The sequence below is a fragment of the Microbulbifer mangrovi genome (assembly GCF_002009015.1).
In the GTDB taxonomy this organism is placed as follows: domain Bacteria; phylum Pseudomonadota; class Gammaproteobacteria; order Pseudomonadales; family Cellvibrionaceae; genus Microbulbifer; species Microbulbifer mangrovi.
The window spans coordinates 1-14,366 of sequence record NZ_LZDE01000244.1 but is presented as its reverse complement, the minus strand read 5'-3'; the positions used below and the strand labels follow the sequence as shown (position 1 = coordinate 14,366).

At 52.8% G+C, this 14,366-nt stretch carries 14 protein-coding genes; 5 read left to right on the top strand and 9 right to left on the bottom strand.

Annotated features, from left to right (window positions below):
• From B4U49_RS04030 to B4U49_RS04015, 4 genes are all read left to right on the top strand, one after another.
• Nucleotides 1-347, top strand: a 347-nt coding sequence (locus B4U49_RS04030; protein ID WP_193432807.1) for a peptidylprolyl isomerase, incomplete at its 5' end; no start/stop codon positions are given.
• 4 nt (nucleotides 348-351) lie between these two features.
• Nucleotides 352-1,353, top strand: a complete 1,002-nt coding sequence (gene pdxA / locus B4U49_RS04025; protein WP_078083290.1) for a 4-hydroxythreonine-4-phosphate dehydrogenase PdxA — start codon at nucleotides 352-354, stop codon at nucleotides 1,351-1,353.
• 43 nt (nucleotides 1,354-1,396) lie between these two features.
• Nucleotides 1,397-2,218 carry a 16S rRNA (adenine(1518)-N(6)/adenine(1519)-N(6))-dimethyltransferase RsmA gene (gene rsmA / locus B4U49_RS04020; RefSeq protein ID WP_078083289.1) on the top strand — a complete coding sequence of 274 codons (822 nt, stop codon included), beginning with the start codon at nucleotides 1,397-1,399 and terminating at the stop codon, nucleotides 2,216-2,218.
• A gap of 13 nt (nucleotides 2,219-2,231) precedes the next feature.
• Complete coding sequence (locus B4U49_RS04015; protein WP_078083288.1) at nucleotides 2,232-3,056, top strand: symmetrical bis(5'-nucleosyl)-tetraphosphatase; 825 nt, start codon at nucleotides 2,232-2,234, stop codon at nucleotides 3,054-3,056.
• Nucleotides 3,057-3,092: 36 nt separating this feature from the next.
• Here B4U49_RS04015 and B4U49_RS04010 read toward each other — a convergent pair whose 3' ends face one another.
• From B4U49_RS04010 to galE, 9 genes are all read right to left on the bottom strand, one after another.
• A complete protein-coding gene (locus tag B4U49_RS04010; protein WP_158078550.1) occupies nucleotides 3,093-3,854 on the bottom strand; it encodes a CPBP family intramembrane glutamic endopeptidase in 762 nt (253 codons plus the stop codon).
• A 137-nt stretch (nucleotides 3,855-3,991) separates the two neighbouring features.
• Complete coding sequence (locus tag B4U49_RS19065) at nucleotides 3,992-4,135, bottom strand: hypothetical protein (protein WP_158078549.1); 144 nt, start codon at nucleotides 4,133-4,135, stop codon at nucleotides 3,992-3,994.
• Between the two features lie 316 nt (nucleotides 4,136-4,451).
• Nucleotides 4,452-5,321 (bottom strand): ATP-dependent Clp protease proteolytic subunit, encoded by an 870-nt coding sequence (locus tag B4U49_RS04005; RefSeq protein ID WP_078083286.1) that lies wholly within the window; start codon nucleotides 5,319-5,321, stop codon nucleotides 4,452-4,454.
• Between the two features lie 84 nt (nucleotides 5,322-5,405).
• Nucleotides 5,406-5,558, bottom strand: a complete 153-nt coding sequence (locus tag B4U49_RS19060) for a hypothetical protein (protein WP_158078548.1) — start codon at nucleotides 5,556-5,558, stop codon at nucleotides 5,406-5,408.
• Nucleotides 5,559-5,592: 34 nt separating this feature from the next.
• Nucleotides 5,593-7,722, bottom strand: a complete 2,130-nt coding sequence (locus tag B4U49_RS04000; protein WP_078083285.1) for a peptidase domain-containing ABC transporter — start codon at nucleotides 7,720-7,722, stop codon at nucleotides 5,593-5,595.
• Nucleotides 7,722-8,987 (bottom strand): HlyD family secretion protein, encoded by a 1,266-nt coding sequence (locus B4U49_RS03995; protein ID WP_239692466.1) that lies wholly within the window; start codon nucleotides 8,985-8,987, stop codon nucleotides 7,722-7,724. Before B4U49_RS03995 ends, B4U49_RS04000 begins: the two co-directional genes overlap by 1 nt.
• Nucleotides 8,988-9,536: 549 nt before the next feature.
• A complete protein-coding gene (locus B4U49_RS03985; RefSeq protein ID WP_143735519.1) occupies nucleotides 9,537-9,815 on the bottom strand; it encodes a hypothetical protein in 279 nt (92 codons plus the stop codon).
• A 96-nt stretch (nucleotides 9,816-9,911) separates the two neighbouring features.
• Complete coding sequence (locus tag B4U49_RS03980) at nucleotides 9,912-10,706, bottom strand: CPBP family intramembrane glutamic endopeptidase (protein ID WP_078083282.1); 795 nt, start codon at nucleotides 10,704-10,706, stop codon at nucleotides 9,912-9,914.
• 221 nt (nucleotides 10,707-10,927) lie between these two features.
• Complete coding sequence (gene galE, locus B4U49_RS03975) at nucleotides 10,928-11,953, bottom strand: UDP-glucose 4-epimerase GalE (protein WP_078083281.1); 1,026 nt, start codon at nucleotides 11,951-11,953, stop codon at nucleotides 10,928-10,930.
• A gap of 395 nt (nucleotides 11,954-12,348) precedes the next feature.
• On the opposite strand from galE, the gene B4U49_RS03965 reads away from it, so the two are divergent.
• On the top strand, nucleotides 12,349-14,271 hold the full coding sequence (locus B4U49_RS03965) for a PrkA family serine protein kinase (RefSeq protein WP_078083279.1): 1,923 nt from the start codon (nucleotides 12,349-12,351) through the stop codon (nucleotides 14,269-14,271).
• The last annotated feature ends 95 nt before the right edge of the window (nucleotides 14,272-14,366 follow it).

Sequence of the window (14,366 nt, the reverse complement as noted above, 5' to 3'; positions counted from 1 at the left end):
TGCAGGGCGGTGACCTGGGCTGGTCCAATCCCGGCCAGTTTGTACCGGAATTTACCCAAGCCATGAACAACACCCCGGTGGGCGAGCTGAGCATGCCATTCCGGAGCCAATTCGGCTGGCACCTGCTGCAGGTGGAAGGCCGTCGCCAACAGGACATGACCGATCAGTACATCCGCAACCAGGCGGCCAATCTGCTGCGCAATCGCCGCTACGAGGAAGAGCTGCAGAATTGGCGTCAGGAAATCCGCGATCAGGCCTATGTGGAGATCAAGCTGCCGGAGTTGAAGGATTCCGGCGAGCCAAAAGAAGGCGAGAGCAAGGCGGAAGGTGAGGGCGAAAGCCAGTAACCGGATGATCCCGCGTATCGCATTCACCCCCGGCGAGCCCGCCGGAATTGGCCCGGAGCTGGCAGTCAAACTCGCCAGCTCCGCGCGCACCCCCGACATCGCCGGCGCACAGATCGTCGCCATCGCCGATCCCGAGCTGTTGCAGCAGGAAGCTGCCCGCCAGGGCAAGCCTCTGCAGCTGCTGCCGTTCGAGCCCACCCAGCCGGCCACCGCCACCCCCGAGGGCGCCCTGCATATCCTGCCGGTATCCCTCGCCGCGCCGGCCAGTCCCGGGCAACTCGACGCCGCCAACGGCCCCTACGTATTGGAAACCCTGCGCCGCGCCGCCGCAGGCTGTATAGACCACACCTTCGATGCCGTGGTGACGGGACCGGTACACAAGGGTGTGATTAACGAGTCTGGAGTGCCGTTCAGCGGCCATACCGAATTTTTCGCGGAACAGGCAGGTGTGGAAAAGGTGGTGATGATGCTGGCCGCAGACGACCTGCGGGTAGCCCTGGCCACCACCCATATCCCGCTGAAGGATGTCAGCCAGGCAATCAGCGGGGAATCCCTGCAGCAAGTCCTCACCATCCTGCACCGCAGCCTGCAGCAGCAGTTCCGGATCGAGCGCCCGCGTATCGGCGTATGCGGCCTCAACCCTCACGCCGGGGAAGGCGGCCATCTTGGGCGGGAGGAAATCGAGGTCATCGAACCGGCGCTGGACACCCTGCGCGCACTTGGACTGGATCTGATCGGCCCCCTGCCCGCCGATACCCTGTTCACCCCACCGCAACTGGCGCGCTGTGACGCGGTACTGGCGATGTACCACGATCAGGGCCTGCCAGTGTTAAAATTCAAGGGATTCGGGCGCGCCATCAATATCACCCTGGGACTGCCGTTTATCCGCACCTCCGTGGATCACGGCACCGCACTCAATATTGCCGGTACAGGAATTGCCGATAGCGGCAGCCTCAACGCCGCCCTGAGCCAGGCCGTCGAGCTGGTACGACTGCGCGCCATTTGATTTTTGCGGCACGCTGCAACCTATTACCCACACGAAAAGTTTCATGGACAATTTTTTCCAACACAAAGCGCGCAAGCGTTTCGGCCAGAATTTTCTCGTCGATGAGAATATCATCGAGCGCATTGTGCGCGCCATCGGCCCCAAAGCTACCGACAAGCTGGTGGAGATCGGCCCTGGCCAGGGCGCAATCACTGCGCTGCTACTGGACAAGTGCCCGTCACTGACCGCCGTCGAACTAGACCGGGACCTGATCCCGATGCTGGAATTCAAATTCCGCGACTATCCGGATTTCACCATCATCGAGAAAGATGCACTGAAATTTGATTTTGGCAGCCTCGCCGAGGGAGAAGGTGAACAGCTGCGTATCGTGGGCAACCTGCCCTACAACATCTCAACGCCCCTGCTGTTCCACTTGCTGAGTTTCCGCGGCAAGATTCAGGACATGCATTTCATGCTGCAGAAGGAAGTGGTTGACCGCCTGAGCGCGGTGCCCGGCGTAAAATCCTTTGGCCGCCTGAGTGTCATGGCGCAGTACTACTGTCGGGTGCAGGGCCTGTTCCCGGTACCGCCGCAGTCCTTCCGTCCGGCGCCCAAAGTGGACTCCGCCATTGTGCGCCTGATACCGCACCAGACACTGCCGCACCCGGCGCAAGATGAGCAGCTACTGGAACGCATCGTCAGTGTCGCCTTCCAGCAGCGCCGCAAAACCCTGCGCAATGCATTGAAACCCCTGTTCCCGAACCTGGATCCAGAGCAATTACCGGTGGATACCAGCCGTCGCCCGGAAACCCTGAGCGTGAAGGAATATGTGGAACTGGCCAACTACTGCAGCCAGATGACTCCGCCGGAATCGGCGTCAGAATAACCGGGGAAATCTTTTGGCCACCTACGCAATCGGCGATATCCAGGGTTGCCTGGAACCATTTCAGAGACTGCTGAAAAAAGTTCACTTCAACCCCGACAAGGACAAGCTGTGGCTAGCCGGCGATATGGTCCACCGCGGCCCGGACAGCCTCGGCACCCTGCGCTTTCTCTACGAGCATCGCAGCCAGGTCACCGCAGTGCTCGGCAACCACGACCTGCACCTGCTCGCCATTGCCCACGGTGCCAAGCGCCTGACCGACAAAGAGCACGACCTGGCCGAAGTCCTGCGGGCCAAAGACGCCGACAAGCTACTTGGCTGGCTGCAGAAGCAGCCGCTGATGGTGCACAAGAAGGTTAACGACAAATATTTTTCCATGGTGCACGCGGGCATTCCCCCCATGTGGAGTATGAGCAAGGCACTGGAACTGGCGGGGGAAGTCCACAAAACCCTGCAGGACCCGGCCATGGCAGAGGCCTATTTCTTCGGCATGTACGGGAATGAGCCGCACCTGTGGAACGATCACCTTATCGGCGTGGAACGCCTGCGCTCAATCACCAACTACTTCACCCGCATGCGCTTCTGCAAGGAAGACGGCACCCTGGATCTGGTCACCAAACAGGGACCGCTGGCAGCTCACCACGATTACAAACCCTGGTTCAGCTACAAGAACCGGAAAACCAAAAACGACCGGGTAATCTTTGGGCACTGGGCGGCGCTGGAGGGAGAGGCAAACACTAAAAACGTATACGCACTGGACACGGGTTGCGTGTGGGGCGGTTACCTCACCACAATGAAATTGGAAGATGAATCTTTTTTCTGCGCCGACTGTACGCTCTGAACCTCGACGCAATTCACATCCAATAAAGACAAACTGCTAGATCAACCCTAAGAAATTTACCGCAAGCACAGCCACAAGGTTTGCCATTCCATGCAGTAGGATCGGCAGAAAAACTGATCCACTCATTTCCCGGGCAATCCCCATAAGAACGCTAAAGCTGAAAACAAAAGCTAAAGGCACCAACCCATATTGCCCACCGTGCATCAACGCAAATAAAGAAGAAGTAAACAGCAAGGTTCCCCAGAGCCCGGCTCTTGACTGTCGCCATACACCAAAAAGATAGCCGCGAAACAACAACTCTTCGACCAGAGGCGCCCAGGCTACTATAGTCAAGACCAATAGCGGCTTCCGCTGACCTACCATTTGCTCCACAAACTCACTGTGCTCGACCTGCAACAACTCCAATACAGCCACCTCGAAGCCAAGGTATAGAAGTAAAATTAGCAGCCACACCCAGAGATGCTTCAAACTAAATTTGACGAGCCCGAGCCCCTGCCACCAAGACTTTTCAATAGAGCGACCAGCTAAAACAAGTGCCGGAAGAACCAAAGACCACCCAGCCAAAGAAACGCCAACCAATGACTCCGGCCTCAACAGGAACTCTTGGATCTGATCAAACTCTACAATTGCTCCCTGCACTCGTAGATATACGGTGTACAGCCAAATACCCAATAAATGTAGTATAAAGAAAACAGCCAACCAGCTAATCGATAACCAGGGCCCGCTACCCAAAGGAGCCCCACTGGCCCCAGCTGACTGCTCCATCATCCGTGACACATCTTTTTTACGTGTATCCATTCGAAAAACTTCCCTCATCATCTACACGCAGCACGAGCACAAAATCGAGGCCACAGCCTCGATCTATAGTTAAACGAAGAAGGGCGACAAGCTGAAAAAAATGCAATTCACTTGCCGCCCCAATCCGAAGTCAATACTTATCCGTGAAAATCGCCGGCGTATCTGTCAGGGCCGCTTACACCATTAGCCATACCTTCAAAGGCCAGCCACCGCGCGGCTCGATACAGCCACATCATGCCACCAGCCACTTGCTTAACTTCCTGCTTACTCAGTTCCTTCATAGTTTTTTCTCCAAGTTTCAAGTTAGATTTCGGATCAATCCCGAAGATATTTTCTGCTTCCTTGCAGATTCAGCCGTCTCCGGCCGATGAGCAACCAGCACCTGAATTTTGGCAATAGGTATCACTTGGCCCTGGGCCAGAGATTCTTTCGTCACATCCGGGTGACTGGAAACTTCTTCCGTGAACTGGACCTCCGGCTCGTAACAATCAGTACGCGCCGGCAAAATCAATGTATTCCAACTAGCTCGGCTCCCGCCAAATGCAAGAACCTGCGCCACCTTTTAGTAGAGAGCCCTAGAGGCCGACTCCTTCCTTTTTACAGTACGTCTCGATCCCAGAAACATATTTTGTGTCTTCGCCCCTGCCCCGAGTACACCGCATCCACTTCTTCCTGCGAGATAGGGCCAAAGTACCCCAAAAAGTTGTAATCAAATTTTTTCAAAATATCTGGAGAAAATAATATAAGTGTCGAATCAACAGGACAATATTCTCGCCTTTCCTCATCCGTCATCCTATAAAACGTTTCCATCCAATAAAAAAAATAACTCTTTACACCAGCCCGCAGCAAAATCTTTTCTTGCCTGTCAATTACACTAAATGCTTCTTTAGCAGATCTTAAAACTACAGAATCAGACGACCCAACATAATCAGAGACTGCCGCCCCGTTAAATTCGAGAATACGTCTGACATCCCTGTATCTCGAGGATCCGTGAAATAATAACAGCGCATCTTCGTACACAACCCGCCTCTTCCCAGCAAGCATTAGATAATTTGCGCAACTCGATGCACATACATCAACGGCCACAACCGTACTATCCAACTGCATTATCGCTTCAGCTATTTTCATCGATGCTAGAACGTCTCCCCCTGGAGACCTAATAACGAATATAGGATTAGTCCGACCTTTCTTCTCAATCAGACTTAGCGCCTTTAAGTGCGAATTGTCGCCTATTACCCCATCAATACAATAGCCGCCTGATATCTCCTTAATAGAGAAGTCAGGGTAATCCCCAATATCAAGGCTGAATTTTCTACCTGCAAACCACTGCATGCACCTCTGCACTGCGTCTTCAGCTTGAATGTCATTTTCACGAACATCTAGCTGGGAATGTGCCATTGAGACATTCAAAAATATGACCCCGGTAATAGCTAATACAATCGCACTAACTTTTCGAGAAATGGTCATTTTTAAAACCTCGACCGAAGATATAAATAGATACAGCGCTGCACTTAAACGGCGATCTCAATAAGAGATCGCCTTAGTATTGGCTCAAGCCTTATCAGTTGGCCCACATGAAATTACATACTCACAAGCCTGGCCAGTATCGACAGTTACAACAACACAATTGGTATCACCTTTCGGCCCATCCACACCGTCCCCACCAAAAACACCCGACAGCTCAACTGAGTTCAACTCTTTCATAAAAATGTCTCCATACGATTAATAAACACCGAGTTTACTCGGATAACTTTATCTGCCTCCCTGCAGACTTGACCGTTTCCGGCCTATGAGCAACCAACACTCGGGTTATGGCGAGACTTCTTACATGATCATTGACCAGTGATTCGCTTGCCACATCCAGGTGACTGGTAGCTTCATCCATGAACAGGATACGCGGCTCACGATACAACGCGCGCGCCAACACAATTCTTTGCTTTTGCCCTCCGCTGAGACTTGTTCCCATATCGCCAACCAACGTGTTGTACTGCATGGGCATTTTTAGAATTTCTTCATGTATGCATGCCATCTGAGCGCATTCAACAATACGATGCAGGTTTGGTTTCGGCTCGAAGCAGGCGATATTATCGGCAATGGTCCCAGCCAGCAGCTGATCATCTTGCATAACTCCTGCAATTTGCTGACGAAAATTAGGTACTCGTTTTAGCGGCTTGCCATCAATCAGAACCTCCCCTTCGGCAGGTTCCAGCAACCCCATCAAGCACTTTAGGAGCGTTGTCTTTCCACAACCGCTGGAACCAGTAATTGCCACGGTCTCCCCAACCTCGATGGTAAAGTTCAGACCGGTAAAAGCAGGCGCTTCAGCTTCGCCATAGCGAAAACTCAGGTTGCGAACCTCGATTTTTCCTTTTAGCGGTTCTGTAGCAGGGCCGGACTCGAATGGCAGAGCCGATTGCTCGTCAAATTTTTCCGTTGAGGTAAATATAATATCCGAGAGTCGATCCAGATGAAGCCCCAACATTTTCAACTCAATCCACTTGAGGATTAGTGCATCCATCGACTCCACGAATCGAGTTTTGTAGCTCATAAATGCGTAAAGCATCCCTACACTAATAAGATTCCCCATAACCGCGGTAGCAGCGAAATAAACTACCAACAGGTTTTCCATCCCGAACAGAAGACGATTAATCGTGTCAAATCCGATATTCCACCGGCTAATACGAATATCCTTATTTACAGCATCGGCCAGACGATTCTGCCATTGACCCTGCCGGTCGTTTTCACGCTGAAAAAGTTTTACTGTCTGGATCGCTCTCACAGATTCCATAAAATGAGAATCGTGCTTCGCCATTGCCACAATGTACTCTTCTGTCAGAAGCCTAAGCGGACGGTATAGCAGCAGACGCAGTGCGGCGTAGAGTAAAACCACACCTAGAACCAGAAGTGTGAGCTTCAAATCATAAAAGAACATCGCGATCAGAGTGATCAAAGCCATCACGCCATCCACAACAGCCGCGATCAAACCCGTTGTGAGCAGTTCACGCACCTTACTCAGTGAGCCAAAGCGGGATACAACATCGCCCATATGCCGGGTAGAAAAATAGCTCATTGGCAGGCGAATGAGATGACGAAAAAGATTGGCTGCCATCTGTATATTCAGTCGGCTGGATATAAACAGAATTACCCACTGACGCAACGCGTTGGTACCTGTCTGAATTAGCAGTAACAGCCCAAAACCCATTGCCAATACAAGAAGAAGACTTTCGTCGCTCCGTAGAATTACATCATCCACGACCGTTTGCATATAGAACGGCGTAACGACCGCAAAAAGCTGCAGCAATAGAGACAGCAGAAGCACCTGAACCAAGCTTCGCTTCAAGCCACTAACACGCGACCAGAAGTGACCAAGCTTCAGTCTCTGGCGATCCTCACCTGTCTGAAACTCTTCGGTAGGCGTCAACTCCAGCGCGACTCCGGTAAAGTGCCCAGAAAACTCCTCTCTATCAAGAACTCGCTCACCAATAGCGGGGTCGTGAATCGTAATTTTCTTGCCTTGAGCAGACTTCAGAACTACAAAGTGATTCATATCCCAATGCAATACGCACGGAAGCTGGAGCTGTTCCAGGTGCTCCATTTCCAGCCGCAATGCACGCCCAGCTAAATTCAAGCGCCCGGCCATATCCATCAGGGTTTTTAAGTTAGTTCCATGACTGGAAATACTAAACCTGCACCTTAAACTGGCAAGATCTGTCTGATACCCATGAAAGCCTGCAATCATCGCCAAGCAGACCAAGCCACACTCCGCTGCTTCCGTCTGCAGTATGACTGGCAGGCATCGACTAGCGGAAAAGCTCAATAACTGCTCGGGCCGCGGATGGGGGACCGTATTCTCGGCTGTAGCCTCCATCAGATCCGGCCCCTCAGGCTATACAGCGGCTCCAACAACCATTGCAGCAGACTGCGTTCGGCGAGTTGCACGTCTGCAGAAAGCGTCATACCAGGCTTCAGGGAAAACTCTTTTCCGTAGGCCTTTACGGTGGGAGCCATCAGACTGGCTGTTACCTTATATGCAGGCTCCCGCAGGGGCACGGGCGCGTGAAGAAACTCATCGGGCAGGAGTGCGGTCTCGGATACTTCCACCACAACCCCTTCGTACAAACCGAACTTCTGGTAAGGGAAGGCATCGTATCGGATACTGAGGGGTTGATTTTCGGCCAGAAACCCGGCTGACCGCACAGGCACCAGTAATTGCGCCGTTAATGTCTGTCCCTCTGGAACCAGGGAAAGCGCCGGTATGGTGACTTGTACCTGCTGACCTTCACTGACCTGCAGATTACTAACCAATCCCGGTCGGGAGGCTTTTACAACATATGCGCGCTGTCCATGCATCTGTGCGATCTGGCGAGCAAGATCGGAGAGTCGGGTACGCAACTGGTCTTCTGCATTGGCGGAATCGTCCGGCAGCATTGAGCGTTCACTCTCAAGCACATGAATCTGGTTACGCAGGTTCACGTGATTTCGAGCCAACCCTTCACTCTCACTCTCTAAATTCAATTTCTGTGCAATCACGTTATCAAGATTCGCGGAGGAAACGTGGCCGGACTTTCTTAGTTTCTGGTAGCGCTCTGCCTGTTCAGCCACCAGTGCATAGCGCCTTTCCATTACACCCATCTGCTTTTCAAGCAGCTTGAGATCTTCCTTGGCCGCAATTATACGCTGCTTGAGGTTCTGCTCTTTCTTCGAGCTTATCTTCTTTGCTCGTTCAAGCTGCGCGGTGAGTAGTTTCCGCTGGCTTTCATACTCGTTAAGAAGAACTGACTCCAAGCGCCTTCCGCCTTCAAGAATCCGGTCTCCGTTTACGACAAATAGCGGCTGCCCCTTGCTGACTTTCTCACCATCTGAAACCAAAACCGATTTGATAACACCGGAGCGCTCGGCGTATACGCGTACAACCCCGGAGGCCGGTTCCAGCCAGCCTTGTACGGTTTCCTTACGTGCGTAGTGGCTATTCACCAGCCATAGAATGGTGACCGCGACCCAGGCCAACAAGATACCCAGGATGAGCGAGTGAGACAGACGGGGGAGCAATAAGATTTCGCCATGCAGCCGGTCGGCTTGGCGCTCCACAACTTTTTGGCGAAATAATCCAGGCACTACTAAATCCTTCAGCAACAACTCCGTTAAGGGAAGCACTTTTTACGGATTTATTACGGGCATTTCAATAGTCGCCTGATTACACGTCATTACACACGCCCAATTACTGAATAAAGTTTCAATTCTTTTATTAACTGCCTTTAAAAAATGAACTTTTATTCATTTAAAAATCATTGGTCATAAAAAATTTATCGTGCGTCGAAGTTTATGCACGATACTGTCAATCGAAAAATGAAGACAATACCGAGAACATCTATGCCCTCGTTAGGGAGAGGCTATCTCACCGCGACGCGGCTCTGGGGCGAAGCCTGTTTCTACGCGGACTGAAAAATTTAAGATAAATCAGTATTGGGGCCTGAATACGACCGGCTAAAAACCATTAAATCAGCGCCAGATAATTCAGCATAATTACACGCATCAGATTTTCCAAGCCTTGCAAAATGATTGGCAGATATACCAGTAGTATGAGCGAATAGACCAGTAGCTGCCTTGGACTGAATCGAACAAGTGCTAACCCCTTCCGCCAAGACCGGTGGCCGAAATGTGCCGCCAAGATCAGTACAGGAATCATAAATATCCAGCCATAAAAGTCAGACCGGGCAGGGACTCCGACCTCATCAAGTACTCCTCAATTTGATAAGATGCATCCACGATGCCCTGAACACGCAACGCCACGATGTAAAGCCCGATACCTAAAGAATGGAGAATTAGAGATGTGAACAACCAGCTAATGGAAAACCAGGGACCGCTTTCATCCACGCGGACACTTTTTCTGCCAGAACGATCCACAGTTGACGGCGGAGTCGAGTCCTCCGAGGCACCTTGGAGAATTTCAATTTCTTTCATTGAAAGGCTTACATTCTCGCGATTACAGGAATCCCCAAATTGGTTTCAACGCAGGCGGTACTACACCACCCGCGTTAAGCGCTTACTGACTTGCTGTTACAAGATTCCCAGATAAAGAACCAAAACCGCTGCAGCAAGGTTGTTGCCCAAGTGCAGAAACATCGGCAGTAATACGGAGCCGCTCTTTTCCCGCGCAAACCCCAATATCAGCGCAAGAGTGAATATAAAGCTCAGCTGAACCAGGCTGTACTGCCCCCAGTGCAGCAGGGTGAACAACGCAGAGGTCAACAGCAAAGTACCGCTAAAACCGAGCCGGGTGTTGCGCCAAGCGCGGAACAGATAGCCGCGGAACACCAGTTCTTCCAATAGTGGCGCGGCAAATACGAGCACCAACGCCAGTAACAGGTGCTTACTACCCGCCAGCATCTCCATGAACTCGCCCTGCTCGATATTGAACACGCGAGCTGCGGTAGTCTCCACGGCCAGAAATACCGCCAGCACACCCATCCACGGTATGACCTGCTTTATTGAGAATGACTGAATACCCAGTGTCTGAGCCGCTGTCTGGCCTTTGAAACGGGATACCAGCAGCAGTACCGGCAGTATCAATACAAACTGGGCAAGGTACATGCCCGCCATAGCACCGGGCTGGGTAACGTGCTCAGCTATCTGCGCCTGCACAGCCACTGGATCAACCACTTCACCCTGGGCGCCCAGTTGCGCACCGAGATAACCTCCGTAGCCCGCGATATAAAGAAACACCCCGAGCAGATGCAGCACTGCAAATAGCACCAACCAACCCGCCGCACGCCAGGGGTGCGGCTGAACTTTCACCGCAGCAGCCGTCGGCTCCGGCCCACTCCCGGTCGATTCCGTAACAACAGTCTCCATACTTGATACCCTTATTTTTTATAACTTTCCTTTTCGCCAACCGACCAATACAGATCAAAACAGGCACAGTTTCACGCTCGCATAATTATGGGATTCTTCGATCAGATCAATAGCTGCTCGCTTACACCGTATTACACGGCTATACCATTACCTACTACAGGCAAATGGGGCCACAAAAAAACGGGCCACGAGGCCCGTTTTTTCTAATCAACGCTTCCTGATTATTTCAGGTATCCGTTCGGATTCTGCGACTGCCAGCGCCAGGTATCCTCCACCATCCGCTGCAGATCCAGCTCGGTTTTCCATCCCAGCTCCCGTTCGGCATAACTGGGGTCGGCATAACATTCGGCAATATCGCCGGGACGACGAGGAACAATTTTATAGGGAATCTCTCGACCCGCCGCATCGGCAAACGCGCGTACGATTTCCAGCACAGAGCTGCCGCGACCGGTTCCGAGGTTATAGGTATAACAACCGGTATCGGTTTCCGTTTTTTGCAGCTTGTTGAGTGCCGCGAGATGGCCGCGAGCAAGATCCACCACATGGATATAGTCGCGCACACCGGTGCCGTCGGGGGTCGGGTAATCGTCACCGAATACCTGCAGGCGGGGCAGACGTCCCACTGCAACCTGCGCCACAAAAGGCAGCAGGTTGTTGGGGACACCCGCAGGGTCTTCGCCAATTGTACCGCTCTCGTGGGCACCGATGGGGTTGAAGTAACGCAACAGGCTCACTTTCCACTGATTGCCGGGCGCCTTGCACAGGTCCTGCAGGATATCTTCCACCATCAACTTGCTGGCGCCATAGGGGTTGGTGGCGCCGGTGGGGAAATCTTCCCGGATGGGAACCGTTTCGGGATCGCCATACACGGTGGCGGAAGAGCTGAAGATCAGCTGGTGAACGCCGAACTCTTCCATCACTTCACACAGGGTCAGAGTGCCGGCAACGTTGTTCTGGTAATAACGCAAAGGAAGAGAAACTGATTCTCCAACGGCCTTGAGACCAGCAAAGTGGATTACCGCAGACACGTTGTGCTGGCGAAAAATTTCCCGCAGGGCATCGGCATCCTTGATATCCACGCGGTGGAAGGGAACCGATTTTCCGGTAATGGCCTCAACCCGCTGCAGAGCCTCCTCGCTGCTGTTGCACAGGTTGTCTACCACCACGGGCTCGTAGCCCGCCTGCAGCAACTCGACACAGGTATGACTGCCAATATAGCCGGCGCCGCCGGTTACCAGAACTTTCATGATTTTCCTTTGTTGTCCGTTTTCTGTCGCGAAATACCTGCCCGGCGCAGCGATCATCGCCTATACCTGCAGGTCACATCACTTTACAACATATTTTACGCCACGAACCAGCTTCGCAAAACTGGCGCACGCATCAACCCATCTTGTGCGGTTTACCCCTTTGAACCCGGAGCGCTGACTATCCTGAAAGTGCGGGACCTGATAGCAGGCCCCCTGTTGCGACAGCAGCATCGTCGCGCAATCCAATAGGTAATAAAGATAGCGTTCTCGCGCGTCAGCGCTTTTCAGCATTCGTTGCGAGATGTATTCGCGGTCATCACTACGCTGCAGCGCAGTAGGTACTCCACGGCAGGAGGCCAGTTACTGACGCGGTACGCTACAGGGAGTCGTACACCATGTCGATATTCAATCACTACCTGGAACGCTACGAGTCGATTCAGGAGGAAGAACTCACTATCCAGGAGTACCTGGAGCTGTGCAAAAACGACCGCAGCGCCTATGCCTCTCCCGCAGAGCGCATGTTGATGGCGATCGGTGAAGCCGAGCTGGTCGACACTTCCCGCGACCCCCGACTCTCGCGTATTTTTTCCAACAAGGTCATCAAGCGCTACAAGGCATTCGCCGAGTTCTACGGCATGGAAGATGCCATCGAGCAAATCGTGTCCTTCTTCCGCCACGCCGCCCAGGGGCTGGAAGAGAAGAAACAGATTCTGTACCTGCTCGGTCCGGTAGGTGGTGGCAAGTCCTCGCTGGCGGAACGCCTGAAAGCCTTGATGGAGCAGATCCCGATTTACGCGATCAAGGGATCGCCGGTATTCGAGTCCCCACTGGCCCTGTTTTCCCCGACCGAAGACGGCCAGATCCTGGAAGAGGATTACGGCATCCCGCGCCGCTACGTAAATACCATCATGTCGCCCTGGGCTGTGAAGCGCCTGCACGAGTACAAGGGCGACATCAGCAAGTTCAAGGTCGTGAAGGTCCGCCCGTCGATTCTCGATCAGGTCGCCATTGCCAAAACCGAGCCCGGCGATGAAAACAACCAGGATATTTCCTCCCTGGTGGGCAAGGTAGATATCCGCAAGCTGGAAGACTTCCCGCAAAACGACCCGGATGCCTACAGTTTCTCCGGCAGCCTGTGTCGCGCCAACCAGGGCCTGATGGAATTTGTGGAAATGTTCAAGGCGCCAATCAAGGTGCTGCACCCACTGCTGACCGCAACCCAGGAAGGTAACTACAACAGTACCGAAGGATTGGGAGCGATTCCGTTCAACGGGGTGATCCTGGCGCACTCCAACGAATCTGAGTGGCAGTCATTCCGCAATAACCGCAACAACGAAGCATTCCTCGATCGTATCTATATCGTCAAGGTGCCCTATTGCCTGCGGGTTAAAGAAGAAATCAAGATTTACGACAAGCTGCTCGAGCACAGCTCGCTGTCAAAAGCCCCGTGCGCTCCGGACACCCTGCGTATGCTGGCCCAGTTCTCGGTACTTTCACGCATCAAGAATCCGGATAACTCCAGTGTGTTCTCGAAGATGCGGGTGTACGACGGGGAAAACCTGAAAGACACAGACCCAAAAGCAAAAACCATTCAGGAATACCGCGACAACGCCGGTGTTGATGAAGGCATGAATGGTCTATCTACACGCTTCGCTTTCAAGATTCTGTCGAAAGTATTCAACTTCGATGCCACTGAAGTGGCCGCCAACCCGGTACACCTGCTGTATGTGCTGGAGCAGCAGATCGAACAAGAGCAGTTCCCACCGGAATTGCACGAAAACTATCTGGGCTTTATCAAGGAATATCTGGCGCCGCGCTATGTCGACTTTATCGGCAAGGAAATCCAGACCGCGTACCTGGAATCTTACGCGGAATACGGGCAGAACCTGTTCGACCGCTACGTAACCTATGCTGACTTCTGGATTCAGGATCAGGAATACCGCGATCCGGAAACCGGCGAGATCCTCGACCGCGCAGCGCTGAACGAGGAGCTGGAAAAAACAGAAAAACCTGCAGGCATTTCCAATCCAAAAGATTTCCGCAACGAGATCGTCAACTTTGTCCTGCGCGCGCGAGCGGGCAATCAGGGCAAAAATCCGGACTGGAGATCTTACGAGAAGCTGCGTGCAGTTATCGAGAAGAAAATGTTCTCCAATACCGAGGACCTGCTGCCGGTAATCTCGTTCAACACCAAGGCTTCTGCGGACGACAAGAAGAAGCATGCGGACTTCGTCGCCCGCATGGTCGAGCGTGGCTACACCGAGAAACAGGTACGACTGCTTTCCGAGTGGTACCTGCGGGTGCGGAAGTCTCAGTAAGAAGCGACGGGTTTTTGTCTTTAAGACCTACGGTGGCGGCCCTGCCACCGGTGGTGCACATCAAGACACGCAGTAAACCCATCCATGGGGGCTTG

Excerpts from the sequence above, each read along its gene's own strand:
- pdxA (WP_078083290.1), top strand. The coding sequence starts at position 352 with ATGATCCCGCGTATCGCATTCACCCCCGGCGAGCCCGCCGGAATTGGC.
- rsmA (WP_078083289.1), top strand. The coding sequence starts at position 1,397 with ATGGACAATTTTTTCCAACACAAAGCGCGCAAGCGTTTCGGCCAGAAT.
- B4U49_RS04010 (WP_158078550.1), bottom strand. The coding sequence starts at position 3,854 with ATGGATACACGTAAAAAAGATGTGTCACGGATGATGGAGCAGTCAGCT.
- B4U49_RS19065 (WP_158078549.1), bottom strand. The coding sequence starts at position 4,135 with ATGAAGGAACTGAGTAAGCAGGAAGTTAAGCAAGTGGCTGGTGGCATG.
- B4U49_RS04005 (WP_078083286.1), bottom strand. The coding sequence starts at position 5,321 with ATGACCATTTCTCGAAAAGTTAGTGCGATTGTATTAGCTATTACCGGG.
- B4U49_RS19060 (WP_158078548.1), bottom strand. The coding sequence starts at position 5,558 with ATGAAAGAGTTGAACTCAGTTGAGCTGTCGGGTGTTTTTGGTGGGGAC.
- B4U49_RS04000 (WP_078083285.1), bottom strand. The coding sequence starts at position 7,722 with ATGGAGGCTACAGCCGAGAATACGGTCCCCCATCCGCGGCCCGAGCAG.
- B4U49_RS03985 (WP_143735519.1), bottom strand. The coding sequence starts at position 9,815 with ATGAAAGAAATTGAAATTCTCCAAGGTGCCTCGGAGGACTCGACTCCG.
- B4U49_RS03980 (WP_078083282.1), bottom strand. The coding sequence starts at position 10,706 with ATGGAGACTGTTGTTACGGAATCGACCGGGAGTGGGCCGGAGCCGACG.
- galE (WP_078083281.1), bottom strand. The coding sequence starts at position 11,953 with ATGAAAGTTCTGGTAACCGGCGGCGCCGGCTATATTGGCAGTCATACC.
- B4U49_RS03965 (WP_078083279.1), top strand. The coding sequence starts at position 12,349 with ATGTCGATATTCAATCACTACCTGGAACGCTACGAGTCGATTCAGGAG.